25 protein-coding genes and 1 pseudogene are annotated in these 26,232 nt (G+C 72.2%); 10 read left to right on the forward strand and 16 right to left on the reverse strand.

What is annotated here, in order from left to right; genetic code table 11:
• Window positions 1-53: 53 nt before the first annotated feature.
• Complete coding sequence (locus ACRYM2_RS00680; RefSeq protein ID WP_432519146.1) at window positions 54-335, reverse strand: metal-sensitive transcriptional regulator; 282 nt, start codon at window positions 333-335, stop codon at window positions 54-56.
• Between the two features lie 225 nt (window positions 336-560).
• Here ACRYM2_RS00680 and ACRYM2_RS00685 point away from each other — a divergent pair, with 225 nt between their 5' ends.
• The 4 genes from ACRYM2_RS00685 to ACRYM2_RS00700 all read left to right on the forward strand — a co-directional run bounded on the left by ACRYM2_RS00685 (window position 561) and on the right by ACRYM2_RS00700 (window position 5,732).
• Window positions 561-770 (forward strand): heavy-metal-associated domain-containing protein, encoded by a 210-nt coding sequence (locus ACRYM2_RS00685; protein ID WP_432519147.1) that lies wholly within the window; start codon window positions 561-563, stop codon window positions 768-770.
• Window positions 770-1,768 carry a DUF8832 domain-containing protein gene (locus ACRYM2_RS00690; protein WP_432519148.1) on the forward strand — a complete coding sequence of 333 codons (999 nt, stop codon included), beginning with the start codon at window positions 770-772 and terminating at the stop codon, window positions 1,766-1,768. Before ACRYM2_RS00685 ends, ACRYM2_RS00690 begins: the two co-directional genes overlap by 1 nt.
• 53 nt (window positions 1,769-1,821) lie before the next feature.
• Window positions 1,822-4,140, forward strand: coding sequence for a heavy metal translocating P-type ATPase (locus ACRYM2_RS00695; RefSeq protein WP_432519149.1), 2,319 nt, complete (start codon window positions 1,822-1,824; stop codon window positions 4,138-4,140).
• 77 nt (window positions 4,141-4,217) lie between these two features.
• Window positions 4,218-5,732 (forward strand): MFS transporter, encoded by a 1,515-nt coding sequence (locus ACRYM2_RS00700; protein ID WP_432519150.1) that lies wholly within the window; start codon window positions 4,218-4,220, stop codon window positions 5,730-5,732.
• A 253-nt stretch (window positions 5,733-5,985) separates the two neighbouring features.
• Here ACRYM2_RS00700 and ACRYM2_RS00705 read toward each other — a convergent pair whose 3' ends face one another.
• The 4 genes and pseudogenes from ACRYM2_RS00705 to ACRYM2_RS00720 all read right to left on the reverse strand — a co-directional run bounded on the left by ACRYM2_RS00705 (window position 5,986) and on the right by ACRYM2_RS00720 (window position 9,204).
• Window positions 5,986-6,564 carry an HIT family protein gene (locus tag ACRYM2_RS00705; protein ID WP_432519151.1) on the reverse strand — a complete coding sequence of 193 codons (579 nt, stop codon included), beginning with the start codon at window positions 6,562-6,564 and terminating at the stop codon, window positions 5,986-5,988.
• A 151-nt stretch (window positions 6,565-6,715) separates the two neighbouring features.
• Window positions 6,716-7,914, reverse strand: a pseudogene (locus tag ACRYM2_RS00710) (IS3 family transposase); the annotation flags it as partial.
• A 227-nt stretch (window positions 7,915-8,141) separates the two neighbouring features.
• Window positions 8,142-8,504: a hypothetical protein gene (locus ACRYM2_RS00715; protein ID WP_432519153.1), complete on the reverse strand. Its 363-nt coding sequence runs from the start codon at window positions 8,502-8,504 to the stop codon at window positions 8,142-8,144.
• A 205-nt stretch (window positions 8,505-8,709) separates the two neighbouring features.
• Window positions 8,710-9,204: a hypothetical protein gene (locus ACRYM2_RS00720; RefSeq protein WP_432519154.1), complete on the reverse strand. Its 495-nt coding sequence runs from the start codon at window positions 9,202-9,204 to the stop codon at window positions 8,710-8,712.
• 152 nt (window positions 9,205-9,356) lie between these two features.
• On the opposite strand from ACRYM2_RS00720, the gene ACRYM2_RS00725 reads away from it, so the two are divergent.
• Complete coding sequence (locus tag ACRYM2_RS00725) at window positions 9,357-9,986, forward strand: CG0192-related protein (RefSeq protein WP_432519155.1); 630 nt, start codon at window positions 9,357-9,359, stop codon at window positions 9,984-9,986.
• Window positions 9,987-10,045: 59 nt separating this feature from the next.
• Here ACRYM2_RS00725 and ACRYM2_RS00730 read toward each other — a convergent pair whose 3' ends face one another.
• Entirely contained in the window at window positions 10,046-10,519 is a 474-nt protein-coding gene (locus ACRYM2_RS00730; protein ID WP_432519156.1) for an SRPBCC family protein, read from the reverse strand.
• 197 nt (window positions 10,520-10,716) lie between these two features.
• The gene (locus tag ACRYM2_RS00735; RefSeq protein ID WP_432519157.1) at window positions 10,717-11,277 is read right to left on the reverse strand and encodes a hypothetical protein; all 561 of its coding nucleotides are present in this window, start codon (window positions 11,275-11,277) and stop codon (window positions 10,717-10,719) included.
• Between the two features lie 355 nt (window positions 11,278-11,632).
• Here ACRYM2_RS00735 and ACRYM2_RS00740 point away from each other — a divergent pair, with 355 nt between their 5' ends.
• Complete coding sequence (locus ACRYM2_RS00740) at window positions 11,633-12,718, forward strand: hypothetical protein (protein ID WP_432519158.1); 1,086 nt, start codon at window positions 11,633-11,635, stop codon at window positions 12,716-12,718.
• Window positions 12,719-12,956: 238 nt separating this feature from the next.
• Window positions 12,957-13,649: a hypothetical protein gene (locus tag ACRYM2_RS00745; RefSeq protein WP_432519159.1), complete on the forward strand. Its 693-nt coding sequence runs from the start codon at window positions 12,957-12,959 to the stop codon at window positions 13,647-13,649.
• A gap of 97 nt (window positions 13,650-13,746) precedes the next feature.
• On the opposite strand, the gene ACRYM2_RS00750 is transcribed toward ACRYM2_RS00745, so the two are convergent.
• From ACRYM2_RS00750 to speB, 6 genes are all read right to left on the reverse strand, one after another.
• Window positions 13,747-14,085 (reverse strand): hypothetical protein, encoded by a 339-nt coding sequence (locus tag ACRYM2_RS00750; protein ID WP_432519161.1) that lies wholly within the window; start codon window positions 14,083-14,085, stop codon window positions 13,747-13,749.
• Window positions 14,086-14,242: 157 nt separating this feature from the next.
• Window positions 14,243-14,665, reverse strand: a complete 423-nt coding sequence (locus ACRYM2_RS00755; RefSeq protein ID WP_432519162.1) for a RidA family protein — start codon at window positions 14,663-14,665, stop codon at window positions 14,243-14,245.
• Between the two features lie 209 nt (window positions 14,666-14,874).
• Entirely contained in the window at window positions 14,875-15,918 is a 1,044-nt protein-coding gene (locus tag ACRYM2_RS00760) for a BtrH N-terminal domain-containing protein (RefSeq protein WP_432519163.1), read from the reverse strand.
• The gene (locus tag ACRYM2_RS00765) at window positions 15,915-16,760 is read right to left on the reverse strand and encodes a MerR family transcriptional regulator (RefSeq protein ID WP_432519164.1); all 846 of its coding nucleotides are present in this window, start codon (window positions 16,758-16,760) and stop codon (window positions 15,915-15,917) included. Before ACRYM2_RS00765 ends, ACRYM2_RS00760 begins: the two co-directional genes overlap by 4 nt.
• Window positions 16,761-17,263: 503 nt before the next feature.
• Window positions 17,264-19,000 (reverse strand): flavin monoamine oxidase family protein, encoded by a 1,737-nt coding sequence (locus ACRYM2_RS00770; protein WP_432519166.1) that lies wholly within the window; start codon window positions 18,998-19,000, stop codon window positions 17,264-17,266.
• 1 nt (window position 19,001) lies between these two features.
• Window positions 19,002-19,970 (reverse strand): agmatinase, encoded by a 969-nt coding sequence (speB, locus tag ACRYM2_RS00775; protein ID WP_432519167.1) that lies wholly within the window; start codon window positions 19,968-19,970, stop codon window positions 19,002-19,004.
• 162 nt (window positions 19,971-20,132) lie between these two features.
• Between speB and ACRYM2_RS00780 the strand changes: the two genes are divergently transcribed.
• From ACRYM2_RS00780 to ACRYM2_RS00790, 3 genes are all read left to right on the forward strand, one after another.
• Entirely contained in the window at window positions 20,133-20,750 is a 618-nt protein-coding gene (locus ACRYM2_RS00780; protein ID WP_432519314.1) for a helix-turn-helix domain-containing protein, read from the forward strand.
• A gap of 62 nt (window positions 20,751-20,812) precedes the next feature.
• A complete protein-coding gene (locus ACRYM2_RS00785; protein ID WP_432519169.1) occupies window positions 20,813-22,279 on the forward strand; it encodes an amino acid permease in 1,467 nt (488 codons plus the stop codon).
• The gene (locus ACRYM2_RS00790) at window positions 22,276-23,028 is read left to right on the forward strand and encodes a nitrilase-related carbon-nitrogen hydrolase (RefSeq protein WP_432519171.1); all 753 of its coding nucleotides are present in this window, start codon (window positions 22,276-22,278) and stop codon (window positions 23,026-23,028) included. Before ACRYM2_RS00785 ends, ACRYM2_RS00790 begins: the two co-directional genes overlap by 4 nt.
• On the opposite strand, the gene ACRYM2_RS00795 is transcribed toward ACRYM2_RS00790, so the two are convergent.
• The 3 genes from ACRYM2_RS00795 to ACRYM2_RS00805 form a co-directional block, all read right to left on the reverse strand.
• Window positions 23,013-23,999 (reverse strand): CPBP family intramembrane glutamic endopeptidase, encoded by a 987-nt coding sequence (locus ACRYM2_RS00795; protein WP_432519173.1) that lies wholly within the window; start codon window positions 23,997-23,999, stop codon window positions 23,013-23,015. The genes ACRYM2_RS00790 and ACRYM2_RS00795 overlap by 16 nt on opposite strands.
• 126 nt (window positions 24,000-24,125) lie before the next feature.
• The gene (locus ACRYM2_RS00800; protein ID WP_432519175.1) at window positions 24,126-24,782 is read right to left on the reverse strand and encodes a response regulator transcription factor; all 657 of its coding nucleotides are present in this window, start codon (window positions 24,780-24,782) and stop codon (window positions 24,126-24,128) included.
• The gene (locus ACRYM2_RS00805; protein WP_432519176.1) at window positions 24,770-26,056 is read right to left on the reverse strand and encodes a sensor histidine kinase; all 1,287 of its coding nucleotides are present in this window, start codon (window positions 26,054-26,056) and stop codon (window positions 24,770-24,772) included. Before ACRYM2_RS00805 ends, ACRYM2_RS00800 begins: the two co-directional genes overlap by 13 nt.
• Between the last annotated feature and the right edge of the window lie 176 nt (window positions 26,057-26,232).

Here is a 26,232-nt window from a genome sequence, read left to right on the forward strand (position 1 = left end):
GGTCACCGCACGTGCGGTGACCCGGCCCTCCTGCGCGTCTGGGACCTGGTCGGTCAGGACCGCACGAGGCGGGCGATGGCGTCGGAGGCCTCCTTGACCTTGGCGTCGGCGGCCTCACCGCCCTGGCGGGCGGCGTCGACGACGCAGTGCGCCAGGTGGTCGTCCAGCAGCTGCAGCGCCACCGCCTGCAGGGCCTTGGTGGCCGCGGACACCTGCGTGAGCACGTCGATGCAGTAGGTGTCCTCCTCGACCATGCGGTGCAGGCCGCGGACCTGGCCCTCGATGCGGCGCAGGCGCTTGAGCACCTGCTCCTTGTCGCTGTCGTAACCGACCACGTCCGCCTCCTCCTGCTCTCCCGCGCCCGCGGGGCACCGGCGTCAACGCCGCCGTGCGGCGGCCCCTTCCCCTTCGACTGTACCCGCAGGGGGTACTGAGAGCACCCGCCTGCGGCGACACGCACGCTGTGGGAGGAACACCCTGGGAGGGTATAACGTTCTTGGTACGGGTACCCCCTACGGGTACCAATCGATGACCGGGGACACCCTGAGGAGGACGTCGTCATGAGCACGATCGAGTACCGGGTGAGCGGCATGACCTGCGGGCACTGCGAGACGTCGGTGCGCGAGGAGGTCGAGCAGGTCCCGGGCGTCACCGGCATCGAGGTGAGCGCCCAGAGCGGCACGCTCGTCGTGACGGGCTCGCAGCCGGTCGACGACGCCGCGGTCCTGGCCGCGGTCGAGGAGGCCGGCTACTCGGCGGTGCGCGTCTGATGAACGCCGCGGGACGGCTCGCCTCCTACGCCACCGGCCTGGCCGTGGTCTTCGGCGGCTCGTTCGCCGCAGCGTCGGCTGTCGTCCCCGACAGCGCCTCCGCCGAGTGGCGGAGGAGCACCGCCGTCACCGGGCACCCCACCACCGGGCACCCCACCACCGAGCCCACCACCAGCGAGCCCGCCGGTGACGGGGCGGCGCTGCCGGGCCTGTCGCAGGCGCAGGACGGCTACGTCCTCTCCCCGGTCAGCGCGCCGGCGGCGGTCGGTGCAGCCGGTGACCTCTCGTTCCAGGTCCTGAACCCCACGGGCGCGCCGCTGGTGGACTACACCCGCTCCCACGAGGAGGACCTGCACCTGATCGTGGTGCGCTCGGACGGGACCGGCTTCCGGCACGTGCACCCCGCCCTGGACCCCGCGACGGGCACCTGGTCGCTGCCGTGGACGTGGGACGCGGCGGGCACGTACCGGGTGTTCGCCGACTTCACCCCCGCCGAGGGCTCCTCGGGGCTGACACTGACCCGCACGCTCGACGTCGCGGGCGCCTTCACCCCCACCCCGCCGACGGCGACGAGCACGCGGGACGAGGCCGGCGGCTTCACCGCCACCCTCCAGGGGAGCCTCACCAACGGGACCACCCGGACGCTGGAGCTGAGCATCAGCCGCGATGGGCAGCCGGTCACGACGCTGCAGCCGTACCTGGGCGCCTTCGGCCACCTGGTGGCCCTGCGCCAGGGCGACCTGGCCTACCTGCACGTGCACCCCGAGGGTGAGAGCCCGGCCAGCGCCACCGACACCTCGGGTCCGGTGGTCGCGTTCGCGGCCGAGGCCCCGACCGCGGGCCGCTACCTGCTCTACCTGGACTTCCAGGTGGACGGCGAGGTCCACACCGCCGAGTTCGCCCTCGACGTCCCGGCCACCGGCGGACCCACGACCGGAACCGCTGCCGGAACGACTGCCGGACTCACCGGCGAGCACGGCGACCACTCCGGGCGCTGAGGCCGCACCGCGGACTCCACGACCCGTTCCCACAACCGGAGGCAAGGACACCCATGAGCACCCACGCACCCGCCGCGACCGGGCCGGTCGACACCGGGCCGGCCGTCGAGCTGCAGATCAGCGGGATGACCTGCGCCTCCTGCGCGATGCGCATCGAGAAGAAGCTGAACAAGCTCGACGGCGTGAGCGCGACCGTGAACTACGCCACCGAGAAGGCGAGGGTCACCGTGCCGGGCGGGTACGACCCCGCGCAGCTCATCGCGGAGGTGGAGAAGGCCGGGTACACCGCCGCCCTGCCCGCCCCGGAACGGCCCGCCGCCGGCGAACCCGGCGACGGGGGTGAGGAACCCGAGGGCGCGGAACTGCGGACCCTGCGGCAGCGCCTCGTGGGCGCGGTCGTCCTGACGGTGCCGGTCATCGCGCTGTCCATGGTCCCCGCCCTGCAGTTCACCTACTGGCAGTGGGCGTCCCTGGCGCTGGCCGCTCCGGTGATCTTGTGGGCGGCGTGGCCCTTCCACCGGGCGGCGTGGGTGAACCTGCGCCACGGCACGGCCACCATGGACACGCTCATCTCGATGGGCACCCTGAGCGCGTTCGCGTGGTCGCTGTACGCGCTGTTCCTCGGCGACGCCGGCGCCCCGGGGATGACCCACCCCTTCGAGCTGACCCTCAGCCCCTCCGACGGCGCGTCGAACATCTACCTCGAGGTCGGCGCCGGGGTGACGATGTTCCTGCTCGCCGGACGCTACTTCGAGAAGCGCTCCAAGCGGCAGGCCGGCGCCGCCCTGCGCGCCCTGCTCGAGCTCGGCACCAAGGACGTGGCTGTCCTGCGCGGCGGGGTCGAGACGAGGGTTCCCGTCGACCAGCTGGTCCTCGGCGATGAGTTCGTCGTCCGGCCCGGGGAGAAGATCGCCACCGACGGGGTCGTGGTCTCCGGCACCTCCGCCGCCGACACCTCGATGCTGACCGGTGAATCGGTCCCGGTCGAGGTCGGTGAGGGCGACGCCGTCACCGGCGCGACCGTGAACGTCGGTGGACGGCTGCTCGTGCGCGCCACCCGCGTGGGCCCGGACACGCAGCTGGCCCGGATGGCCCGTCTCGTCGAGGACGCGCAGACCGGTAAGGCGCAGGTCCAGCGGCTGGCCGACCGCGTCTCGGGGATCTTCGTGCCGGTCGTCATCGCCCTGGCCGTCGCCACCCTCGCGGCGTGGCTCGGGGCCGGGTTCCCCGTCAGCGCCGCCTTCACCGCCGCCGTCGCCGTCCTGGTGATCGCCTGCCCCTGCGCCCTGGGACTGGCCACGCCGACCGCGCTGCTGGTCGGCACCGGCCGCGGCGCCCAGTTGGGAGTGCTCATCAAGGGCCCGGAGGTCCTGGAGTCCACCCGCGCGGTCGACACCGTCGTGCTGGACAAGACCGGCACCGTCACCACCGGCACCATGGCGCTGACCGACGTCGTCCGCGCCGCCGGCACCGACCGAGCGCAGCTGCTGCGGCTGGCCGGCGCGCTGGAGGACGCCTCCGAGCACCCCGTCGCCCGCGCCGTCGCCCGCGCCGCCGCCGACGAAGTCGGCCCCCTGCCCGCCGTGGAGGGCTTCACCAACCTCGAGGGCCGCGGCGTGCAGGGCGTCGTCACCCTCGACGGGCCCTCCGGCAGGACCAGCCACGCCGTCGTCGTGGGACGCGAGTCCCTGCTGGCGGAGTGGTCCCAGCCCTTGAGCCCGGACCTGGCCGCGGCCAAGGCCGATGCCGAGAGCGGGGGCGGGACCGTCGTGGCCGTCGGCTGGGACGGCGCCGCCCGCGGGCTGCTCGTGGTCACCGACACCGTGAAGCCCACCAGCGCCCGCGCCGTCGCCGAGCTCAAGCGCCTCGGCCTGACCCCGGTGCTGCTGACGGGGGACAACACCGCCGTGGCCCGGCGGGTGGCCACCGAGGTCGGCATCGAGGAGGTCGTCGCCGAGGTCCTGCCCGAGGGCAAGGTCGACGTCGTCAAGCGCCTGCAGGCGCAGGGCAAGACGGTCGCGATGGTCGGTGACGGCGTCAACGACGCCCCCGCCCTCGCGCAGGCCGACCTTGGCCTGGCCATGGGCACCGGCACCGACGTCGCGATCGAGGCCGCCGACCTCACCCTGGTGCGCGGGGACCTGGTGAGCGCCGTCGACGCCATCCGGTTGTCCCGCAGGACCCTGGCCACGATCAAGGGGAACCTGTTCTGGGCCTTCGCCTACAACGTCGCGGCCCTGCCGGTCGCGGCCCTGGGGTGGCTCAACCCAATGCTCGCCGGGGCCGCGATGGCGTTCTCCTCCGTCTTCGTCGTCGGCAACAGCCTGCGGCTGCGCGGTTTCCGAGGCCTGGCCGACCAGAGCACCTCCTGACCCCGCCGCCGGCACGACGGCCCGATCCACCCGCGCGCACCCCGGAGGGTGCGCGGAACACCGACACGAGGAACCACATGCCACGCGCGGAGGACGGCGGGGACGCCACCGTGACCGCCGCTGAGACCACTGCCCGGAACCGCTCGAGGCTGGCGCTGCTGGTGGTCGCCACCGCCCAGCTGATGACCGTGCTCGACGACACCGTCGCCAACGTCGCACTGCCCAGCATCCAGGCCGACCTAGGCGTGTCCACCACCGCGCTGCCCTGGGTGATCAACGCCTACCTGCTCGCCTTCGGCGGCCTGCTGCTCTTCGGTGGCCGCGTCGGGGACCTGGCCGGGCGCCGGCGGGTGCTGCGGGCCGGGCTGGTCGTCTTCACCGCGGCCTCCCTGGCCGGTGGCCTGGCGCCGACCGGCGAACTGCTGATCGCCGCCCGCGCCGTGCAGGGCGTCGGTGCTGCCTTGGTGGCGCCGAACGTGCTGGCCCTGATCGCGACCAACTTCCCCGCCGGCGCCGCGCGCAACAAGGCGATGGGTGCCTACGGGGCCATGTCCGCTCTCGGCATCGTCGGCGGGGTGCTGCTGGGCGGGTTGCTGACCGGCGCGCTCAGCTGGCGCTGGGTGCTGCTGATCAACCTGCCCATCGGCCTGGTCGTCCTGGCCGGCACCCGGGTGCTGCGCGAGGGGGAACGCGGTGCTGGGCGTCTGGACACCCTCGGCGCCCTGACCGCCACCGGCGGCGTGAGCGCCCTGGCCTACGGCTCCACCCGCGCCGGCGAGTACGGCTGGGGCGAAGCCCTCACGCTGGCCGCCTTCGCGGTCGCGCTGGTGCTGCTGGTGACCTTCGTGCTGGTGCAGGCGCGCAGCCGTCACCCGCTGCTGCCGCTGCACCTGCTGGCCGACCGCAACCGCTCGGGGGCGTACCTGTCGGTGCTGGTCATCGGCGCCGGGCTGATGGGCACCTTCTACCTGGCGGTGCTGTTCATGCAGCAAGTCCTGCAGTTCGGCCCGCTGCGCGCCGGCGTGGCCTCCTTGCCCTTCGGGCTCGGGATCATCGTCGCCGCCGGGGTGGCCTCCAAGCTCGTGGAGGAGCTGCCGGTGCGCGCCGTCGCTGTCCCCGGCCTGCTGCTGGCCGCCCTTGGCCTGTTCTGGCTCTCGCGGCTGCAGGCCGACTCCGGCTACGTCAGCGGCCTGATGGTCCCCTTCTTCCTGGCCACCTTCGGCCTGGGCCTCGCCTTCCTGCCGATGACCCTGCTCGTGGTGCGGGAGGTCGATGAGCGCGAGACCGGCAGCGCGTCGGCGCTGATGAACACCGCCCAGCAGGTCGGTGCGGCTCTGGGCCTGGCGCTGTTGACGACCGTCTCGACCACCGCTGCCGACACCCGCCTGCCGGGTGCGGGTCGGGCGCTGCAGCGGGCGGTGAGCGAGGGTGACGCCGGTCTGCTGGCGCGGGCCGAGCAGGCCCTCAGCCACGGCTACACCAGCGCCTACCTCGCCGCCGCCGCCGTCCTGGTCCTGGCCGCCATCATGGTCGCGCTCACCATCACCGCCGGCCGTCAGCAGTCCAGCACACCGGCTCAATCTGGTGCCTGACAGCAGATGTCAGGGACCGGGGTTGATGAAGGGCGGGAAGCTGGAAACGTTCGCCCGCACGGGCCAGGTGATCCCTGGCTTCGCTGAAGCCGCCCAGGACCACCTGCGAGGTCGAGCATCAGCCTGCCCAACAGGTTCTGCCGCCACGGCCAGCCGGTGCCTGGCACCATCCAGAGCCAGGCCCCTGCGAGTACCACGAAGACGACCGCTTCCACCTTCAGGCACGGCCCGCAAAGCGCGCCAGACCCTTCTCCTAGTGATCATGCTCAGGGAAGGGCTTCGCTGCATCGAGGAGTGCTCCTGGTACTTGCTCATGACGCGACCCATGCAGCTGCAACATCAACAACGACGCTGCCAACTTCTTGACGCAGGACACGTCCGTGCGGTGAGCAAGGACCGCTTTGATCTTCCGTGCGTCGCTGTCCAGGCGCGACCCGTGCCGGTCCAGCGTCTTGGGAAGGCTCTCGACGGGCCAGCCGTCTCCGGTGTAGCGGGGCAGGACATGCAGGTGGAGGTGGAAGATCGTCTGGAAGGCGGCCTCACCGTCGTTCAGGAAGAGGTTGATCCCCTCGGGACGCAACGTCGAGCGGCGCAAGGCTCGGGCCAGGTCGTGAGCCGCCGCCCAGACGTGAGCACCAGTGGCGTCGTCGAGGTCCTCCATGCCCACCGCGTGACGGCGCGGCACGAGCAGGAGGTGCCCGGGAGTGACGGGGTAGCGGTCCATGGAAGCCACGACGGTCTCGTCCTCGTACGCCCTGCTGGCCTCGGCCTCGTGCCGGGCGATGTCGCAGAAGATGCACCCCTGGGCCGCCGCGGTCGCGCCCTGCGTCATGGAGCGACGCTTTCAGTGCGTCGAGCCAGGCGCTACCCGATTGATGAGCGGTCGGTTGCCCTGATCAGCCGCTCCCCGACATGTCTGCGACGTCCTCACCAGCCCTAGGGTCTGCCCCTACTTCGTTGACCTTCGTCGGTAGGGGCGATTGAGCCGCGTGAGCGGCTTGGAGAAGTGTCTCGTACTCGATGGGCGTCAGTCGACCCAGCGCCTGCTGCCGGCGGCGACGGTGGTAGGTCCGTTCGATCCACGCGACGATGGCCAGGCGTAGCTCCTCCCCGCTGGCCCAGCGCCGGCGGTTGAGGACGTTCTTGTGCAGCAAGCTGAAGAATGACTCCATCGCAGCGCTGTCCGCGCAGGTGCCGACCCGACCCATCGACCCGCGTGCCTGCGCTGCCGACAGCGCACGAAGGTAGCGGTGAGAACGTAACTGCGCTCCGCGGTCGGAGTGAACCACCAGCTCGAGGACGTCGGTCCCCCCGCGCAGGGCCAGGGCGTTCTGCAGGGCCTTCACCGCGAGGTCGGCGGTCATCCGCGCGTCGATGGAGTAGCCGACGATGCGATTGGAGCAGGCGTCCTCGACCGCGCAGAGGTAGAGCTTGCCCTCAGCAGTGGGATGCTCGGAGGAGGCACCTCCCACGCAGTGGGGGAATGTCGGTCAGCCAGAGGGCATTGGGCTTCTCGGCGGTGAACTTCCGGCGGACGAGGTCGTCGTGCACGGGCGGTCCCGGCCGGCGACCGGCGCCACGCTTGCGGGCGTGAGCTGAGAACAGCTTTTGCAGGTTGCACAGGCGCTGAACGTGGTTGCGCGAGGCACTGACGCCCTGCTGCTGCAGCTCGTCGGCGATGAAGCGGTAGCCGAACTCCGGATCGTCGTGGTGGATGTCCACCGCGGCGTTGATGAGGTGGGCGTCGTTCCAGTCCCGGTCGGTGACCGGGGCGGTGCGCCACTTGAAACATGCCTGCTTGGAGAAGCCGAGCACCCGGCGGGTCACCGCGACAGGGATTCCGTCCTCGGCGAGGTCACGGACCAGCGGGAACATCATTTTGGCAGGACGTCACGGGCGAAGTACGCGGTCGCCCGGCGCAAGATCTCGTTCTCCTGCTCCAGCAGCTTGTTGCGTTTGCGCAGCTCTCGCAGCTCGACGTCGGACTCTTCCGATGTCCCGTGAGAGGAGGTAGGAGCGGTTAGGTCGTCCTCGCGGTCGGCGATCCTCAGCCAGCGTCCCAGGCACGACTCGGAGATCCCGAAGCTGCGGGCGATCTGAGCTCGGGTCTGTCCGCCTTGGCGGGCGACGCGATCACGTCGCGGCGGAACTCGTCGGGATGGGGCTTGTGCACGGTGGTCATCCTTCCAGCGAGGACCATGATCCTCATAGGTCGGAGTCAACCAGAGCGGGGGCAGACCCCCGGAGTACGCCGCGGATCGCGGGATGACCGCGACGTCGCCTGCAGCGCGCCATGAGCGGGAGGTCGGTGGTGATGCTCGGCTACGACGCTCAGGTCGTCGCTGCTGCGTGCTTGTGGCGCCTCGTGGTTGTTCGTGGGCGCGGCTCACGTCTGATCACCGAGGCGACTCACCACTTCGCCTGCTCGCTCCACCCGGGAAGGGCAGGGCCGGGGAGGGTGCACAAGACGCTTCCCGAATCGTCGAAGAGCCACAGGCCGTCGTGATCGTCATCGGTCTTCAGGTGCACCAATTGCACCTCTTGCAAGCCGCAGCGTTCCAACACCTGCAGGATCTGATCGACGGCTGCGGCCACCAGTGGACGATTGAGTGCGGCGAGGTGTCGGGCCCTGCGCCGGTAGGTGGTCAGCAGTTCCTCGACAGCGACAGGACCGGCACCGAAGTAGACGTCGACGCTGCCGGAGAGGGCGTGGAGGAAAGGTGGGTCGCTGCAATCCGCGACCGCGTGCATCGCCATCTCCTTGGTGGTCACTGTTGGTTCGTGTCAGGCTCGAGGCTGGGTGCATGTGCGGTCCTCATGATCCATCTTCCCTCGATGGAGCGATCTTGGTCGACATCTGACCATGAAACAGCGTGCGCGGTCTTCGACAACACCGCGACGTCGTGGCCAGCCATGATTGCGCGTGGCCAGCGGGGAAGGCGGACGTTCATGGCCCGTCGCGCGCAGCTGTGACGGCTCAGGTGGTGAGCCCTTCGGCCAGGTCGAGGCGCTGGCTGAGGGCATCGAGACCAGCGGTGATCATGCGCCCGTAGCCATTGTCGGGCAGTGCAGTGATCGCTCGGCGTCCGAGGTCGAGGTGGCGGCGGGCGGCGTCGAGGTCGCCGAGCTCGCGGTGGACCTCACCGAGGTTGAGGTGGAGGGAGGGGTAGAACGCTGCCACCGGCCCGGCCATGCCCGCAGCAGAGGCACGCTCGTCGGTGATCGAGTCCGCTGCCCGCAGAGCCTCAAGATCCCACCGCAGTTCTTCCTGCGGGTCATCGCAGGTGTCGGCCATGGAGTGTGCCAGTGCGCAGCGGTGCATGGCGTCGCCGTCAGGACCGATCTGGGACCACAGGTCCATGAACAGCGCGTGGGCTCGATACTTCTCGCCACGCTGGTTCAACTCGATGCCGTGGCCGATGCGCGTCATCACGTCGTCAGGGGCAGGTGTGTTCGGCGTCTCGTCGTTCATGGACGCAGCTTGTCGGAGCCCACCGACATCTCACCGGCAACGTCGTGGTCGTCGACAAGTCCGTGAAGTCGCCGGCCGGCAGCAACAGCGCGCACAGCGAGATGACCGTGAAGTGCAGATGGGGGTGATTCACCTTCTGCCAGGATCGCCCGATGGCTGTCCACCACCCCGCGACGATCGTGCCGACCAAGCTGCAGCTGCTGCAGGCGTGGGTGCCGCACCAGCCGTGGATCGGCGGCGCCGACGCCAGCACCTTGATCGAGCTCGGGTCCTACCGCTTCGACGACCCCGACGGTGAGGTGGGGGTGGAGACGCACCTGCTGGCCACTGCCGACGGACAGGTGCTGCAGGTACCGCTGACCTACCGCAGCGCCCCCCGCGCAGGAGCCGAGGACTCACTGATCACCACGATGACGCGCACCACGCTGGGCGATCGCTGGATCTACGACGGCTGCCACGACCCGGTCCACGTCAGCGCCCTGGTCGCCACCATCATGACCGGCGGCCGCGAGGCCGACCTGTACGCCGCCACCGATCAGGGGCTGGTGCTGGAGCCGGCCAGGACGCACGTGCGCGGCAGTGGCTCCTCGGCCGCCGTCCCGGCTTTGACGGCGCCGGTGGTCAGCCATGACGGGACCACGACGACGATCGACGCCGGCGTCCGGCTCACCTTGCCGCGGGTGGTCGACGTCGCCGCTGCGCCGGGGGCCGCTCTCACGCTGAGCGGCACGTGGCCCGGCCAGGAGGTCCCCTGCGTGGTGGCCAGCGTGGTCGTCCCCTGATGAGAGGGCAGCAAGCGGTCAGACCACGACAGCGGGACGACCGTGGAGTCCGGACGCGGTCAGGCGGGGTGCTCTCGGCCTGCCTCGGCGACAGCCTTGACGTGACTCCCGCGTCGTTGCAGGAGCCGGCGCAGGTACGGCGCGAGCAGCAGGTGGGCGACGACGTCGCCGAGGGCGCCCGCGGGGGCGGTGATGCTCATGCGGTCGGTCATGCGGGTCCCTCCCGACATGAGGTCGTCGAAGAGGTGCTCGTGGTGCAGGGCGCGGAAGGGGCCGCGGGTCTGCTCGTCGACGAAGCGGTGCGGGCGGTCGTAGGCGGTGACGCGGCTGGTCATGCGCCAGGGCAGTCCGAGGTGGCGGGCGTGGAGGGTGACCTCGTCGTCGAGGTGGAGCCGGCGCAGGCCGGTGCTGGTGGTGGCCGTCTCACCGCTGCCGGCGAGGGAGGCGGTGTGGACGTCGACGTCCAGTTCCAGGTCGAAGACGACGGCGGGTGGGGCGTGGATGACGGTGACGACCTCGATCAGCACGGGCACCCCTGAAGGCTAGGTGTCAGCTCGAGGACCGCTGGCGGGTCGGCGTGATTGCGGCGTCATCGCCGTCCGGTAGGAGCGCGCACAACGCGGGATGACCGTGAGGTCGTCGACTTCCACACGTCGGGGCGATCGGGCAGGTCGCGATCCAGCGACGCCGCCGGTACCGGCGCTGACTGGAGGGCCCAAGCGGTGCCACCTCACCTGCCGCCTTGCCCGACGCCGGCGTCCCCGATGGGGACTGTGCTGAAGTGGCGGACCGCCGCCATGATGTCGTCGGCGGTGACGTCCAAGGCGTAGGGCATGACGATGTAGTCGCTGCGGTAGATGGCCCGCCGGTAGCGCTGCAGGACGCTGGTCGGTCGCGGGGGTGCTCCCTGCTCGTCGGTGTCGACGAACGTGACCACCCGGAACCCCAGCGAGAAGACGAAGAACCACCGCGGCCGCATTCCGCTGACCTCCACCGATGCGATCTGCGTCCACGGCAGACGGTGGCGGTCGGCGAGCTTGACCCCGTGCTCGTCGATGACCAGCTGCGGGCGCGAGCGGCCACCGCGGGCGGTGATCATCTGCACGGTGGTGAAGACAGCGAAGCCACCGAACAGCACCGTCCCCAAGAGCGTGAGTCCCCGTGAGTAGGTGCCGCTCAGACCCAGAGCCAGGTAAGCCGCGGTCAGCATCACGAAGGTGATCAGCAGTGCTGTGAACCCGCGGGCGGTCTTGCGCGCGGTCAGGACGTGACGGTCGGTGGTGCTGCTCACGGCCTGTGTCTAGCGCCTGGGCTGGTCTGTCACGACGTGAACGGGCCAACTGGGACCACCCAGCCCAGCCAGCTCACGGCCCGGCGGGGGAAGGTCACCGGTGGTGACCCCCACATCGGCGTTTGCAGGGCGGGGTGAGGCGCGTCGGTGTGACGTCCTCTGGCTGAGCCCGGTTGGGTCACCCGTACCGCGCCATGACCGTGACCTCGCCCGCAGGGCGCCATGACCGGACGTCACGCGGCGGCGCGCGACGACTGCGAGGTGGTGCGGCGCGTGAGCGATGCTGGCGATGTGCGGTCGACGCTCTTGGCGAAGACGCGCCGTACTGATGGTGACCGCGAGGAGGGACCGGGCCGTGACTCGACAGAACGCTGGGGCGTTTGGCGTCATCGTCTTGCGCCTGCCCACTGCCAACCCCCTGTCTTCACGACCTGAGGTTCACCTGCTGCTCGATGGTGACGCGGGTGTCGCGCCGCGGCAGTGGAGCGACCTGCACCCTGATCTCGACTTGTCCATGCGTGGACGGACCATGTGGTCGTTGGTGCTGAGCCCGTCGGGGCGCAAGCTGCTGGCCCGTGTGCCCAGCTCCGGTGCTGACATGGCGTCTCCCGACGTCAAGGCTCAGCGCCTAGTGATCATCGACGTCGCCTCCGGACAGGTGACCCCAACGTCCTTCACGGAGTTCGAGCAGGTGGAGGAGGAGCACTCCATCGACGACATGCTCGACTTCGCGACGGGGCGCAAGGCCCCGCCTTCGCAAGAGCATCGGCGCAGTGTGACGTTGAAGTACGCGATGTCCGCCGATGACGACGCCCTCGCCGTTGCGGCGACGCACCGTTCTGGCACCGACTGGCACCTGACGGTGACCGTGGTGCGGGGTGAGCAGCAGCAGGCCAGCGCTGAGCGCACCTTTCCCGGCCACCGGGTCTCGAGCATGGACGCGGTCTTGGACCACCTTGTGCAGTGGTCACCAGACGGGCGTTACCTCGCGTTGCAGGTGAGGGAGCCGGACCCGCAGTGGGAGGTGAAGCGCTACGAGTCGCTGTTCGTCTTGGACGCGTTGACGTTGGAGACGGTGCTGAGTCTGGACGCTACGTGGCTGGTGGGGTCGGCGTCGTGGTCGCCTGATGGTCGGCAACTCGCGGTAGAGCACAAGGACGGCTCGCGCATCCTGGACGTGCCGCAGCAGCGGCTGGATGAGCTCGCGTGGCTGCCTGGCCCGCGGTACAACCCTTCCCGGCAACCTCAGGTGCTGGGCTTGCTGTCCGGCGATCGTGCCCTGCTGCTACGACGCACCAGCACTCCTCGGTTCCGGCTGATCGCTGCGGATCTGGCGACGGGTAAGGGACCGCTGCTAGCGGCGTTCGGGACCGATGACCTGAACAGGGACGCCCGCCCGTCCGTCACCCGCCGGTGGCAGGAGCTGGCCGACACTCCATGACGGTCGAGGAGTGGGCCCGCGCATCTACTGGCTGCCTGCGCCCTCCACACGGTTAGTGCCCGAGAGGCCGCTCATACCCGCGGTCATCGACATGAGCGCGACGGCGCGGCCATCGACATGTGCGGACGATTGACGACCTACTGGTCCGCGGGATGACCGGTAGGTCGTCCGGTACCTGGACCGTCCCATGTGCCCAGGAGGGAGCGGGTGACGTTCTGGCGCTGGCATCGTCGAAGCCATGACGGAGCCGACCGACGACGAAATCTGGGACGAGCCCCTCACCGGCCTGCCCCTGCCACCGCGAGCGGTGCGCATCCTGGACTCCCTGCTGCCCATGCGCGGACGCAGCCGCCGCGGCTACGACCGCCCGCCGGACACCCTCGCCGAAGCCTGGCAACCCGCCTCCCAGGCCAGCTCCCGGGACTGGTTGGGCTTCGAGCTCCCCACCTTGCCCAGCCTCACCGCCGACCACGGACTGACCGAGCACTTCGTCGTGCACTCCTTCGAGGAACGTCCTCCGCGTTGGGCCATCCCGCCGGGGAGCAACGTGACCTTGAGCATCCTGTACGTGCCCGCCGACATCGAGTGGGCTGCGCCGGGCTCCTACGCCGCCGCCGCTGAGCGCGGGATGGTCACCGTGTCCCTGCTGGCCGGCGACGGTGCACCGTGGCCTCGGGTACCGCGCTCGACCTGGCAGGTCCGCACCAACGAGGCCAGTGGCGACTCAGTCGTCGTCTCCGTGGGGAGCGCCCTCATCGGGGTGCAGCGTCGCCGCGCCGCTTCCACTCGCCTGGCCTGGTCTGTGACGACGCCGTCGCCGGGGTTCAACGTGGAGGTGTGGGCGCACCTGCCGCCGGTCGTGGCGGTGAGCGCCTTGGTCAAGGACTGGGCCTCGACGCGGCTGGGTCCCCTTCCGCACCCGCACCGATGACCAGCGCCTGTCGATGCGCCCGAAGCGCACTCAATTCGACACGTGCGGACGATCGACGACCTGCTGGTCCGCGGGATGACCGTGACGTCGGTGTCGCCTACAGCCGCCTCAGGTCAGCGTCGACGGATGAGGTGAGGCGGCGGTTGTGCACCACTGTGCCCAGTGCATCGGGTCCCCAGATGATCAAGACAGCCAGCAGCCCGCCGTACCCGCCGGCTACGCGGCCCATGCCGCACCACAGGCCCACGCCAGCGAACGCCGCTGAGGCCAAGGACAGCGCCCACCAGGTCCTAGTGGTCACCACCGTCCCGGTGTAGCGGTCGAAGCGACGGACGGTGAAGGGCAGGTACCGCCCCGCGTTCTCGCGGCTACGCCGATGAGCGGCGATGAGGCCGAGCAACACCGCGACGATCCATGCACCAGCACCGAGCAGCACGGCACCCACCTCCTCAGAGCCACCCTGCCAGGCCGGCTAGCCCTGGCGGTGCCGGATGATCATCCGCTCTCGGCCTGGGCGCAAGATCATCGGCCGGCCATGGTTGCGCCAGGATCGCGGGATGACCGGAAGGTCGAGACCTGCCGGAGGCGTCTGGTCAGTACGTGGAAGCGGGTCCGGCGACGACTGCGATCGCCTCCACCTCTACCAACTGGTTCGGCCAACCCAAGACGCTGACGCCGAGCAGGGTGCTGGGGGCGTCGTGGTGACCGAAGGTGCTGTGGACGACATCCCAGACGGCGTTGAGGTCGTCGCGCTGGCTCGAAGCGACGTACACGGTGCTCTTGACGACATCTGTCAGCTCCGCGCCAGCCTCGCGCAAGGTGACGACCAGGTTGGCCATGACCTGCCGCGCCTGCCCGACGTAGTCACCGACAGCGACGGTCTGCCCGTCGGCATCTAGAGGGCAGGCTCCTGCGGTGTAGATGGCCTGCTTGGCACTGGCGGTCGCGGCGTAGGCGTAGGGGGCCTGATCGGTGAGTGTGGGGGGGCGGATGAAGGTGATGGCTTCGTTGGTCACGATCAGCGTTCTGGATCGAGGCCGGGGTGGTGAGCACCTGGTTTGAGCGAACATGGACTGCCCGTCACGGGCGCCTCCCCCCCCCCCGCGTGCCCTTGCGGATCGCTCGCTCGTCGACGAGGCCGTGAAGTCGTCGGCCACCTGGACAGCAGCATGGCCGCGGAGACGTGTCGTGTGGGCGTCAGTTGTCCGTTGCCGGTGGCCCGTTGCTAGCGCAGCGAGCTGAGCACCTGCATGGCTTCGCGCTCTCGGTCGGCCAGCTCGAGGAGGATGATCGAGGCGTCGGTGAGGTGGCCGCGCTCGCCGTCGTCTGCGGCGGCCGTGAGGTGCTGGAAGACCTGCGTCCACAGGGGAGCGATCGCTTGGAACATCTGATGACCGCGGTGCAGTTGCTCATCGTCGGTGAGAGTCGTGCACTCGGCGAGGAAGTCGCGGTACATGGTGCGGAAGAGGGCGCCGCCGGTCCCGCCGCGTTCCATCAGTGAGGCAGCCAGCGCGATCTGCGGCTGCGGATCACTGCTGCGGTCCAGCCACGTCGGCACCTGCGCAGCGGCCCTTCGGATGCCGCGGTGTCCCAAGTTGGCGATGGGCGGGTTCAGGAAGTCGCGTGCGTTGCTGCGGATCGCAGCCCGGACAGCGTCTCCGAGGTTCGCCCCGCCCCCGTCGGCTGTGAGGGTGAAGGAGAGGTTCCTGGCCGTCATCGGTCCGCGTTCACCGCGCGCCCGCTCCAGGCTGGTGCGGGTGGTCGTCACGGGGCCGCCCTGCTGGGCGGTGTCGATGAGGTAGGCGTGGGTGTCGTCGTAGCCGTACATCGCCACGACGTGGCCACCGAAGTGGACCCTCGTGGTGAAGTAGTCGAGGTGGTAGGAGTCGAGCTGCAGGCCGACGGGACGCCCACCGTCCAGCGCTGCGGACACGTTCTGCCACGCCTTGCGTACCGACGTGGTCTGCTCGAGGTGCAGTGTCACGCCCAAGCGGGCGGCCAAGGTTCGGGTGATGGCCATCGGCTTGCTCCGGCCACCCAGGAGCGGGAAGTTCATCTTCTGGCTGTCCCAGTAGATGAAACCTAGCCCTTCGCCGAGGCCGAAGCGCATGGGTTCGGAGAGGTCGATGCCTTCGTGGCGCAGCAGGACGCCCAACGCGGTGGTCTCGCAGTGCTGCCCTGCGTGTAGTCCTGCGTGTAGTCCCGCGTGCTGCCCCGCCAGGGTCCCGGCCAGTCGGGCCGCATCTCGGGACGTGGTGTCGATGATCATTGGTCCTCGTGTCCGGTGAGTGGGGGCGAGCTGATCGGCCAGGCGATCTCCGTGCGGTACGCGCCCATCGGCACGCCGGGCCCGGGTGGGAGGAGGTAGAGCTCTTCTGCCGGCCCTTCGAGTGCGCGGTCGTGATCGGTGATCCAGCGTCCCAGCGACTGGTAGGCGGTCTCGACGTCGTCGTAGCTGCCCTCGTGGATCGTCGCTGCGAGCGTGCAGCGGGTGAGGTGCCCCGCCTCGACCGCTGCAGCCGGCCGCGGCGCCCGTGTGACGGGCACGAACAGCTCCACGCTCAGCGCCGCCGCGTCGAGGTCGTCGCTGGGGTAGCGGGCACCAGGAGGGCCGACCGAGGTGATGCCTTGCTCAGCGAGTACGGAGAAGAGCTGGTCGAAGCCAGAGTTCAGCGCACCGGCCAAGCCGGACATCGAGGTGTGCACCAGCATCCGGGCGGTGCACTGAGCCTCGCGGCGCCGTTCGTAGACGTGCAGCCAGCCGGGCACCTGCAGAGGGTCCTGCAGGACGGCCTGCAGGCGCGCGGCGATCTGCTCCAGCTCCGCAGCTCGCAGCACGACGCGATCGCGGTGGCGCTCGAGGGCGGCCTGCACCTTCGTCGAGCTGCCGGCGGTGAGGATCTCAGTGATCTCGGGCAACCCCACCTCCAGCTCCCTCAGCCGTCGGATCAGTCCTGCCTGGGGGAACTGGTCGACGGCGTAGCGGCGGTAGCCGGTGTTCGGATCGATGTGTGCCGGGGTCAGCAGGCCCAGCCGGTCGTAGTTGCGCAGGGTGCGTACGGACAGTCGGGTGGCCCGTGAGAACACCCCGATCGACATCAGCTCTGTCATCAGCACCTCCCGGGAGCACTCTGGGGTCTCTCCCAGGGGGAGAGTCAAGGCTGGCGGCCGTGGCGCCCGTCGACTCATCGGCTGCGAAGGGCTGAACCGGTGGTTGGACGTGCTCAGCGACCACACGCCATCCGGCATGAGCGGACGTCGCCGACTCGCCGGACCCGCCCACGCCGGCAGGGCGTGCTCACGGTGTCCCGCGCCAGGGTGGGCACCGGCAGGAGGGCACGTGGTCTCGTCGCTCGACCAGCTCGTCGGCGTCGGCGAGGCGCACCTCGCCGACGAGGTCGATGTCGCCGGGTGGGCCAGGACGCCGGGGACGACCGAGCACCCGTGCGCGGGGCCTCCTCCGCCGCGGCCGCTCGCCGGAGCGCGGGACCGCGCCCGGTGAGCCTGCGGCGGACGTGGGCGCCACCGCCACGGAGCGGTTCCCTGCGCCACCTGGCGATCGCGGTCGGGACCGGAGCTCCTCGCGCTCCTCGCGCGCGCCGGGACCTCCGCGTTCAGTCGTCCGGCAGCTGCACGGGCGCGAGCTCCGCGAACCGGTCGCCCGGGCCGGGGTTGCCGGGGGCGCTCGTACCACCGAGCTGGTGCACCACGCCCCACACGGCGTTCAGGCCGGTGGTGACCGCGCCCTCGGCCCAGCCGGGGGTGAAGGAGATGTCGTCGCCGGCGAGGAAGATCCCGCGCTGCTGGGGCGGCAGGTCGTCCTGCACGAAGTGGCAGAACAGCCGCCGCTGGTAGCGGTAGTGCCCGGGCAGGTTGCCGCGGAAGGCGCCCATGAAGTGGGGTTCGCGTTCCCAGGAGACGGTGATCGGGTCGCCGAGGACGTGGCTGGCGATGTCGACGTCGGGGTAGATCTGCTTGAGGTTGTGCAGCATGAGCCGCACCCGCTCGTCGGTGTCCAGCGCCAGCCACTTCAGCGCGTCGTCGTTCCAGGTGTAGCTCAGGCAGATGACGGCCGGTGAGTCCGCCGCGGCGGGGTCGTCGACGCCCTCGCCGCCGTCGAGCAGGTAGGTGCCGCGGGTCATGCGGTCGGTGAGGGTGGTGCTCATCACCCGGCGGCCGGTCGCGGGGTCCACGTCGCGCCAGAACGGGCGGTCCACCAGCACGAAGGTCTTGGAGGACTGCATGTAGTGCGAGCGCTCCATCGCCATCCACATCTCGTGGCTGAACAGCGACTCCTCGGTGTCGATGCCCGCCGACAGCAGCCAGGACTGGCAGGTGGCGACGACCGCCTCGAAGGAGCGCTCGGTGCCCCAGCGGTCCAGGACGAGCAGGCGCCCGTCCTCGCCGCGGCGCACGCGGGTGACCGCTGGGCGCGGCGATCCGCCGTGCAGGGACTGCAGGCTCGTTCCCGCCGGCCAGTGCACGAGGTCGGCGGGGGCGTGCTGCCACAGCCCCAGCGGCACGCTCTGCGCGCCGCCGGTGATGCGGTGGTGCTGGTCGTCGGCGTCGGTGTGCACGACGCGCAGGATCTCCAGGATGGAGTTGGGGAAGTCGGTGTCCCAGCCGCCGGTGCCGAAACCGACCTGCCCGAACGTCTCGCGGTAGGAGAACGGCAGCTGCCCGAAGGAGGGTGACTTGGCGACGAAGCCGTAGAACGTCTCCTCGTCCAGCCGGGGGACCGTCCGGTTCCAGATCTCCTTGATGGCCGCCAGGTCGCGGCGGCGGATCGCGTCCTGCATCGCCTCCAGCTCCGCGCCCTCCACCAGCGCCCGGCGCCAGGCGGCGGCCACCTCGCCGAACTCCGCCGGCAGGTCGTCGGGGGTTTCGGCGTAGTGGGCGCGGTTGCGCAGCTCGATGACGGTGCTGGGGGTCTGCGGGGCCAGCGGGTTGGGGAACGGGCTGGTGCGGATGCCCAGGGCGTCGACGTAGTGGAAGAAGGCACGACCGGAGGAGGGGAACCGCATGCCGCCGAGGTCGGCGACCGCGCCGGGCACCCCGGGGAAGGCCGCCGAGCGCAACCTGCCGCCGATCTCGCCGGCCTCGTAGACGACGGGGCGCAGCCCCAGCTTCATCAGCTCGTGCGCGGCGACCAGACCGGACACGCCGGCCCCGATGACGGCCACCTCGGTGCCGCGGCGGTGCTCGGGCACCGAGCCCAGCCCGGCGGGGTGCGCGAGGTACTCGTCGTAGGGGAAGGGGAAGTCGGGCACGAGCATCGTCAGCGGCTGCGCTCCGGCGGCCGGCGCGTCGGGCAGCTGGTCCTCGGTGCTCGTTCCTGCGGGCAGGGTCATCTCAGCTCCCGGTGCGGGTGGCGGCGAGCACGGACAGCAGCTCGTAGGTCACGTGCGCCGCGGCGATGCCGGTGATCTCGGCGTGGTCGTAGGCGGGGGCGACCTCGACGACGTCGGCGCCGACGACGTGCAGGCCGGTCAGCCCGCGCAGGGTGTTGAGCAGTTCGCGGCTGGTCAGTCCGCCGGCCTCGGGCGTTCCGGTGCCGGGGGCGGCCGCGGGGTCGAGGACGTCGATGTCGACGGAGACGTAGACGGGCCCGTCGCCGAGGCGGCGGCGCACCCGCTCCACGGCGCGGGCCACCCCGTCGGTCTCGTAGTCGTCGGCGCGCACGACCTGGAAGCCGAGGACGGCGTCGTCCTCGAGGTCCTGCTCGCTGTAGAGGGGGCCGCGGGTCCCCACGTGCAGGCAGCGCTCCAGGTCCAGCAGACCCTCCTCGGAGGCCCGGCGGAACGGGGTCCCGTGGGTGTAGGGCGCGCCGAAGTAGGTGTCCCAGGTGTCCAGGTGCGCGTCGAAGTGCAGCACCGCGAGCCTGCCGTGCTGCTTGGCCAGCGCCCGCAGGGCGGGCAGGGCGAGGGTGTGGTCGCCGCCGAGGGCCATGACGGTGGCGCCGTCCTCGGTCAGCCGCGTCAGCGCGGTCTCCGTCTGGGCCAGGGCCTCGCCGATGTCGAAGGGGTTCAGGCCCAGGTCGCCGGCGTCGGCGACCTGCTGCGCGGCGAACGGGGAGACGCCGAGGGCGGGGTTGTACGGGCGCAGCAGCTTGGAGGAGGCGCGGATGTGGCCCGGGCCGAAGCGCGCGCCCGGGCGGTAGCTGACGCCGGAGTCGAAGGGCAGGCCGACGACCGCGACGTCGGCGCGGGAGACCTCGTCCAGGTGCGGCAGGCGGGCGAAGGTCGCGGGGCCGCCGTAGCGGGGGACGCGGGTGGCGTCGACCGGTCCCTGCGGCGGCGGAGGGGTGCTGGAGGACGACATGGCTCCACAGTGGCGCGAGGCGGCCGACCGGTCAACCCCGGTTTACCGCTGGAGCACCCGGGGTTCCCGGACGGCCGCGGTGGTGCCAGACTGCGGCGGACGCATCGACGGCGTCGACGGCGAGACGACGCCACGGCGAGACGGCGAGGACGGGAGGGCGTGGTGCAGGCAGCGGCGGAGGGCACCGCGCTGGTCGGGGCCCGGCTGCGGGCGGCACGACTGGCGCAGCGGCGCACGGTGGCGGAGGTGGCCGAGGCCAGCGGCCTGACCAAGGGCTTCCTCTCCCGCCTGGAGCGCGACCGCGCCACGGCGTCGGTCGCGGCGCTGGTGCGCCTGTGCACCACCCTGGACCTCGCCGTCGGCAGCCTCTTCGAGCCCGCCCCGGCCGGTGAGGTGGTCCGCGCCGGCAGCTACCCGCCCATCACCTTCGGCGGCCACGGCCTGCGCGAGTTCCTGCTGACCCCCGCCGGTGAACGGCGCCTGGCCGCCATCGTCAGCGAGGTCGAGCCCGGCGGCGGTTCCGGTGAGGAGCCGTACGCGCTGGCCGCCGACGTGGAGTTCGCCCTCGTGCTGGCCGGTGAGGTCGAACTGCGCTTCGCCGGCCCCGACGAGGAGGGGGTGGCGGGCCCGCCCGAGGACGTCGTCGTGCTGGGCACCGGTGACACCTTCACCTTCGACCCCGCCCGCCCCCACTCCTTCCGCGCGGCCGGCGACGTCCCCGCGCGGGTGCTGTGGGTCGTCAGCCCCGCCCTGTCCGAACCACCGCGCCGCGGCGCCTGAGGCGCCCGATCGACCACCCCGGGCCCACCCGGTGGACCCGACGAACCGGACGAAGGAGTCCCGTGGACAGCACCACCACGCCGCCGCGCCGAGGCCTGCGCGCGCAGCTGACGCGCACCAAGCCCGTCGACGACATCGTCTCCGAGGCCGGTCGCGGCACCGGAGGCACCGGCGGCAGCATGCGCCGATCGCTGGGCCTGTGGCAGCTGACCGCGCTGAGCATCGGCGCCAGCCTGGGCACCGGCATCTTCGTCGTGCTCGGTGAGTCGGTGCCGCTGGCCGGTCCCGCCGTCGTCGTCAGCTTCGTCCTGGCGGGGCTGACGGCGCTGCTGTCGGCGCTGTCGTACGCGGAGATGGCCGGTGCCGTGCCCGTCGCCGGGTCCAGCTACTCCTACGTGTACGCCACCGTGGGGGAGTTCGCCGGGTGGCTGTGCGGCTGGTGCCTGCTGCTGGAGTACGGCGTCTCCGTGGCCGCCGTCGCGGTCGGCTGGGGGCAGTACGTCTCCGACGTCGTGCACGCGGTCACCGGGCTGGGCCTGCCGGACTGGACCGCGCAGCCGCCCGGCGACGGCGGGGTGCTGAACCTGCCCGCCGCCCTCGTCGTGGCCGGCGCCGTGCTGCTGCTGGTGCGCGGGGCCGAGGAGAGCGCAGCCGTCAACGCCGTCATGGTCGTCGTCAAGGTCGTCGTGCTCGCGCTGTTCTGCGCGGTGGCGTTCACGGCCTTCCAGGCAGGCAACCTCACCCCGTTCGCGCCGCTGGGTGTCGCCGGCGCCACCGCGGCGGCCTCCCGGCTGTTCTTCTCCTACATCGGCTTCGACGCGGCCAGCACCGCGGGGGAGGAGGCCCGCGACCCCCGCCGCGACCTGCCGCGCGCGATCGTCCTGTCGCTGGTCGTCATCACGGCCGTGTACTGCCTGGTGGCGCTGGCGGCCGTCGGCGCGCGGGAGTGGACGTGGTTCGAGGGCGTCGAGGTCGCCCTCGTGGACATCCTGCGCGAGGTCACCGGCCGGACGTGGGTGGGCGTGGTGTTCTCCCTGGGCGCGCTGGTCTCCATCGCCAGCGTCGTGCTGACCGTGCTCTACGGGCAGACCCGGATCCTGTTCACCATGGCCCGCGACGGCCTGGTGCCCGGGGTGTTCGGGCGCCTGGACCGCCGCGGGGTGCCCGTGCTCGGCACCGTGCTCGTCGGCGGCGCCGTCGCCGTGCTCGCCGCGCTGGTCCCGCTGGGCGCGCTGGCGGACGCCACCAGCATCGGCTCGCTGGCCGCGTTCGCCCTCGTCAACGTCTCCGTCGTCGTCCTGCGCCGCGCCCGCCCCGACCTGCCGCGCACCTTCCGCGTCCCGCTGTTCCCGCTCACCCCCCTGCTGGGCGCCGCGATGTGCGTGCTGCTGGCGCTCAACCTCGGCACCGGGACCTGGGTCGCGTTCGGCGCGTGGACCCTGGTCGGGGCGGCCGTCTACCTCGGCTACGGCCGTCGCCGCTCCCGGCTGGAGGGCCGGGCGGGCGCCGCGGGGGAGGGAGGGCGGTGAGGATCGCGGTCGCCCAGCAGGCCGCCGTCGCCGACGTGGCGCAGAACCTGCGCACCCTGGAACGGGTGGCGGCCGACGCCGCCCGGGCCGGCGCCGACCTGCTCGTCACGCCCGAGCTGTTCCCCACCGGTTACGACCCGGGGCGGGTGCGGGCGGACCCCTCGGTGCTGCCGCACGTCGTGGACCTCGCCCGGCGCACCGGGGTGGCGCTCGTCGTCAGCGAACCGCACGACGGCGCCATCACCGCCGTCGTCGTCGACCGCGACGGGACCGTGCTGGGCCGCTACGTCAAGACCCACCTGTACGGGCCCGCCGAGCGCGCCGCGTTCCGCCCCGGCGACGGGACCCCGCTCGTGGTGCAGGTCGCCGGGCTGCGCGTCGGCGTCCTCGTGTGCTTCGACGTGGAGTTCCCCGAGGCCGTGCGCGGCCTGGCCCTGGCCGGCGCCGACGTCGTCGCCGTGCCCACCGCGATCTTCGACGCGAGCGTGGCCCGGGTGCTCGTGCCGGCACGCGCCTACGAGAACCGCGTCGCGCTCGCCTACGCCAACCACGTCGGGCCCGCGGCCGACGGCAGCACCTTCAGCGGCGGTTCCGTCGCCGTCGGGCCCGACGGGCGGGTGCTGGCCGCGGCCGGGGCCGACGAGGCGGCGCTGCTGGTCGCCGACGTCGACGCGGACGACCTGCGGCGCGCGCGGGAGGTCGTGGACTACCTGCCCGAGCGCCGGCCCGAGACCTACCGGCTGAGCTGAGGAGCCGGCGCGGGCGGTGCCGCCGCCCGCGCGGCCGGCGCCCCGAGGCGGCCCCGGGTGAGGACGAGCAGGACCGCCGTGGCGAGGCCGGTGGCGAACAGCTGCACGACCAGGGTGTCGTGGTCGCCGTCGAGCGCGGGGAAGACCGCCGGCCACAGCAGGGTGTACGTGCTGTTGATGCCGGCGTGCAGCAGCATGACGAGCGGGACGCTCTGCCCGGTGCGGTTGAACACCCACGTCATCACCAGGCTCAGCGGCACGCACGAGAGGGTGAACAGCGTCGGCTGGACCCACGACACGTGCGGCCAGCCGCCCCACTCGGTGAGGAACAGCGGCCAGTGCCACGCGCCCCACAGCAGGCCGAGCAGGACCGTGCCGCGCACCGCGCCGAGGCGCTCCTGCAGGCGGGGCAGGGCGAAGTCGCGCCAGCCGGGTTCCTCGGCGAGGGCGGTGGTGACCACCTGCACCGCGAGCATCGGCAGGTACCCCAGCAGCAGCAGGGCGCTGACCGGGCGCACCGCGTCCCACGCCTGCGGCAGGACGAAGGTGGCGGCGAGGACGGAGACGGGCACCACGACCCCGACCCCGAGGTACCACCGCCAGCCCACCCGGAAGCGCAGCAGCCGTCCGCGCCAGGCCCGCAGCCCGGAGCGGCCCTCGACGAGCGCGGTGACGACGAGGGCGGCGGTGACCGGCCCCAGGTAGGCGCCCGGCAGCACCCCGAGCAGCTGCGAGGTGCCGAGCACGGCGGGGAACGAGAACGGCAGGACGCCGGTCCCGTGGCTGGAGAGCAGGTAGGGGATCCACGCCAGCCAGCTGAGGCCGTAGGCGAGGGCGAAGAACGCGGTCAGCGGCCGTCGTGCGACGGCGGCCCGCAGACCCGCCGCGGGCCGGGGCGCGGGCCGGGGCGCGGGCCGGGGCGCGGGCCGGGGCGGGTGCTGGGCTGCGTGGTGGGGCGCGTCGTGGGACACGGGTGCGGCCTCCTGGGTCGGGCGGTCGCCGGTCGCGATCCGCTGCGCCCCAGCACACCCGGGAACCCGCTGCGGGTCCCTCCCGCAGCCGCCCCGATCGTGGTGGTGCCTGCACCACCACCCGCGTCAGCGCCCGTCGGCGGTGCGCAGGTAGCGCAGGACCGCGACGACGCGGCGGTCGACGTCGTCGGTGGGGGCGAGGTCGAGCTTGGCGAAGATGCTGCGCACGTGCTTGTGCACCGCGCCCTCGGTGACCACGAGCCGCCGGGCGATCGCGGTGTTGCCCAGGCCCTCGGCCATCAGGCCCAGCACCTCGCGCTCGCGGGCGGAGAGGCGGTCCAGCCCGGCGTCCGGCCGCGTGCGGGTGAGCAGCTGCGCCACCACCTCGGGGTCGACGGCGGTGCCGCCGTCGGCGACGCGGTGCAGCGCGTCGAGGAACTCCTCCACCCGCCCGACGCGCTCCTTGAGCAGGTAGCCGACCCGGCGGGCGCCGCCCACGAGCAGTTCGGTGGCGAAGGCCTGCTCGACGTAGGCCGACAGCACGAGCACCGCCAGCCCCGGCATCCGGCGCCGCGCCTCGACCGCGGCGCGGATCCCCTCGTCGGTGTGCGTCGGCGGCATCCGCACGTCGACGATCGCGACGTCGGGCGCGTGCTCGGCGATCGCGGCGAGCAGGTCGTCGGGCCCACCGGCGGTGGCCACCACGTCCAGGCCCTCCGCGCGCAGCAGCAGGGCCAGCCCCTCGCGCAGCAGCGCGTCGTCCTCACCGATCACGATGCGCACGGCAACCGCACCTCCAGGCTGGTCGGGCCGCCCGGGGGGCTCGTCAGCGACAGCGTGCCATCGTGCGCCCGGACGCGGTGCAGCACCCCGGTCAACCCCGACCCGCCGCCCGATCCGCCGCCCGACCCGCCGGCGAACCGGGCCCCGCCGCGGCCGTCGTCGAGCACGGAGACCAGGAGTTCGTCGCCGCTGCGGCGCACGCCGACCCGGACGCTGCTCGCACCGCTGTGCCGGGCGATGTTGGTCAGGGCCTCGGCGACGACGAAGTAGGCGGTCGCCTCCACCGACACCGGGCAGCGCACCGCGACGTCCACCTCGACCCGGCACGGCACCGGGCAGGCCGCGGCCAGCCCGTCCAGCGCGCCCGCCAGACCCCTGTCGACCAGCACCGGCGGCAGGACGCTGCGGGCCACGGCGCGCAGTTCGGCCAGCGCCTGCTCCGTGGCGGTCTGCGCCCGCTCCAGCAGCTCGTCGGTGGCGGCGGGGTTCCGGGTCAGCGAGCGCCGGGCGGCCCCGAGCAGCACGTTCACGCCGACCAGCCTGTTCTGCGCGCCGTCGTGCAGCGAACGCTCGATGCGGCGCAGCTCGCTCACGTGGGCGTCCAGCGCGGCGGCCCGGGTCGCGGTCAGCTCGGCCACCCGCAGGGACAGGTCCGCACCCGGCGGTGGCGCCAGCAGCCGCCGTCCCGCCGAGCGCTGCAGCCGGGCCATGCCGGGCGCGGCGACCACGGTCAGCACCGCCCAGCCCAGCCCGAGCAGCGACACCGCCGCCGCACCGCGCCCGTCCTGCACCGTCCACCACCACGGCGAGCTGTCCACCCCCGCGGGCACCAGGTGTCGCCACAGCGGGAAGGTGGTGTCGCGCACCGCGTACACCGGCAGCAGCGCACCCACCAGGCCCAGCAGCAGCCCTCCGACGGCGTGCACCGGCAGCCAGCGCAGTTCGCGGCGCACCACGGCGTCGGCCAGCGCCGCGCGCAGCGTCGCCGGCACCTCACCACCCGGCAGCAGCTCCTCGCCCCGGCGCTCCAGCCGGCGGCGCTCGCGGTCGGCCAGGTCCCGCAGGCCGCGCAGCGTCCGCGGTGCCAGCAGCAGGCCGATCCCCACCGGGCACAGCGCCGCGACCACCACCAGCCAGACCAGCAGGCCCAGCGCCGGCAGCGCGGTGCCCAGCCCTCCGGCGAGCTCCGCGACCGCCGCGCGCGTCGAGCGGCCGGTCCGGGCGATCGGGGAGCGGAGAACCCTCGCGCGCCGCTCGCGCCTGCTGGTGTGCACCCCTGGACGCTAGGGGTTCCCCGGTCCCGCGTCAGCACCCGCACGCGGGGGGTGCAGCCTGCTGCACCGCACGGGTGCAGCCTGCTGCACCGCGGGAGGGTAGCCGGCGGGATGGGGTGCGGCGCCCGCGCGCCGGAGCATGGACCAGGACCACCCGCCTCCCCGAAGGAGCCTGC

Source organism: Kineococcus aridisoli (assembly GCF_050871885.1).
Lineage (GTDB): Bacteria > Actinomycetota > Actinomycetes > Actinomycetales > Kineococcaceae > Kineococcus.

Coding starts and splice junctions, on each gene's coding strand:
- ACRYM2_RS00685 (WP_432519147.1), top strand. CDS start 561: ATGAGCACGATCGAGTACCGGGTGAGCGGCATGACCTGCGGGCACTGC.
- ACRYM2_RS00690 (WP_432519148.1), top strand. CDS start 770: ATGAACGCCGCGGGACGGCTCGCCTCCTACGCCACCGGCCTGGCCGTG.
- ACRYM2_RS00695 (WP_432519149.1), top strand. CDS start 1,822: ATGAGCACCCACGCACCCGCCGCGACCGGGCCGGTCGACACCGGGCCG.
- ACRYM2_RS00700 (WP_432519150.1), top strand. CDS start 4,218: ATGCCACGCGCGGAGGACGGCGGGGACGCCACCGTGACCGCCGCTGAG.
- ACRYM2_RS00705 (WP_432519151.1), bottom strand. CDS start 6,564: ATGACGCAGGGCGCGACCGCGGCGGCCCAGGGGTGCATCTTCTGCGAC.
- ACRYM2_RS00720 (WP_432519154.1), bottom strand. CDS start 9,204: ATGAACGACGAGACGCCGAACACACCTGCCCCTGACGACGTGATGACG.
- ACRYM2_RS00725 (WP_432519155.1), top strand. CDS start 9,357: ATGGCTGTCCACCACCCCGCGACGATCGTGCCGACCAAGCTGCAGCTG.
- ACRYM2_RS00745 (WP_432519159.1), top strand. CDS start 12,957: ATGACGGAGCCGACCGACGACGAAATCTGGGACGAGCCCCTCACCGGC.
- ACRYM2_RS00760 (WP_432519163.1), bottom strand. CDS start 15,918: ATGATCATCGACACCACGTCCCGAGATGCGGCCCGACTGGCCGGGACC.
- ACRYM2_RS00765 (WP_432519164.1), bottom strand. CDS start 16,760: ATGACAGAGCTGATGTCGATCGGGGTGTTCTCACGGGCCACCCGACTG.
- ACRYM2_RS00770 (WP_432519166.1), bottom strand. CDS start 19,000: ATGACCCTGCCCGCAGGAACGAGCACCGAGGACCAGCTGCCCGACGCG.
- speB (WP_432519167.1), bottom strand. CDS start 19,970: ATGTCGTCCTCCAGCACCCCTCCGCCGCCGCAGGGACCGGTCGACGCC.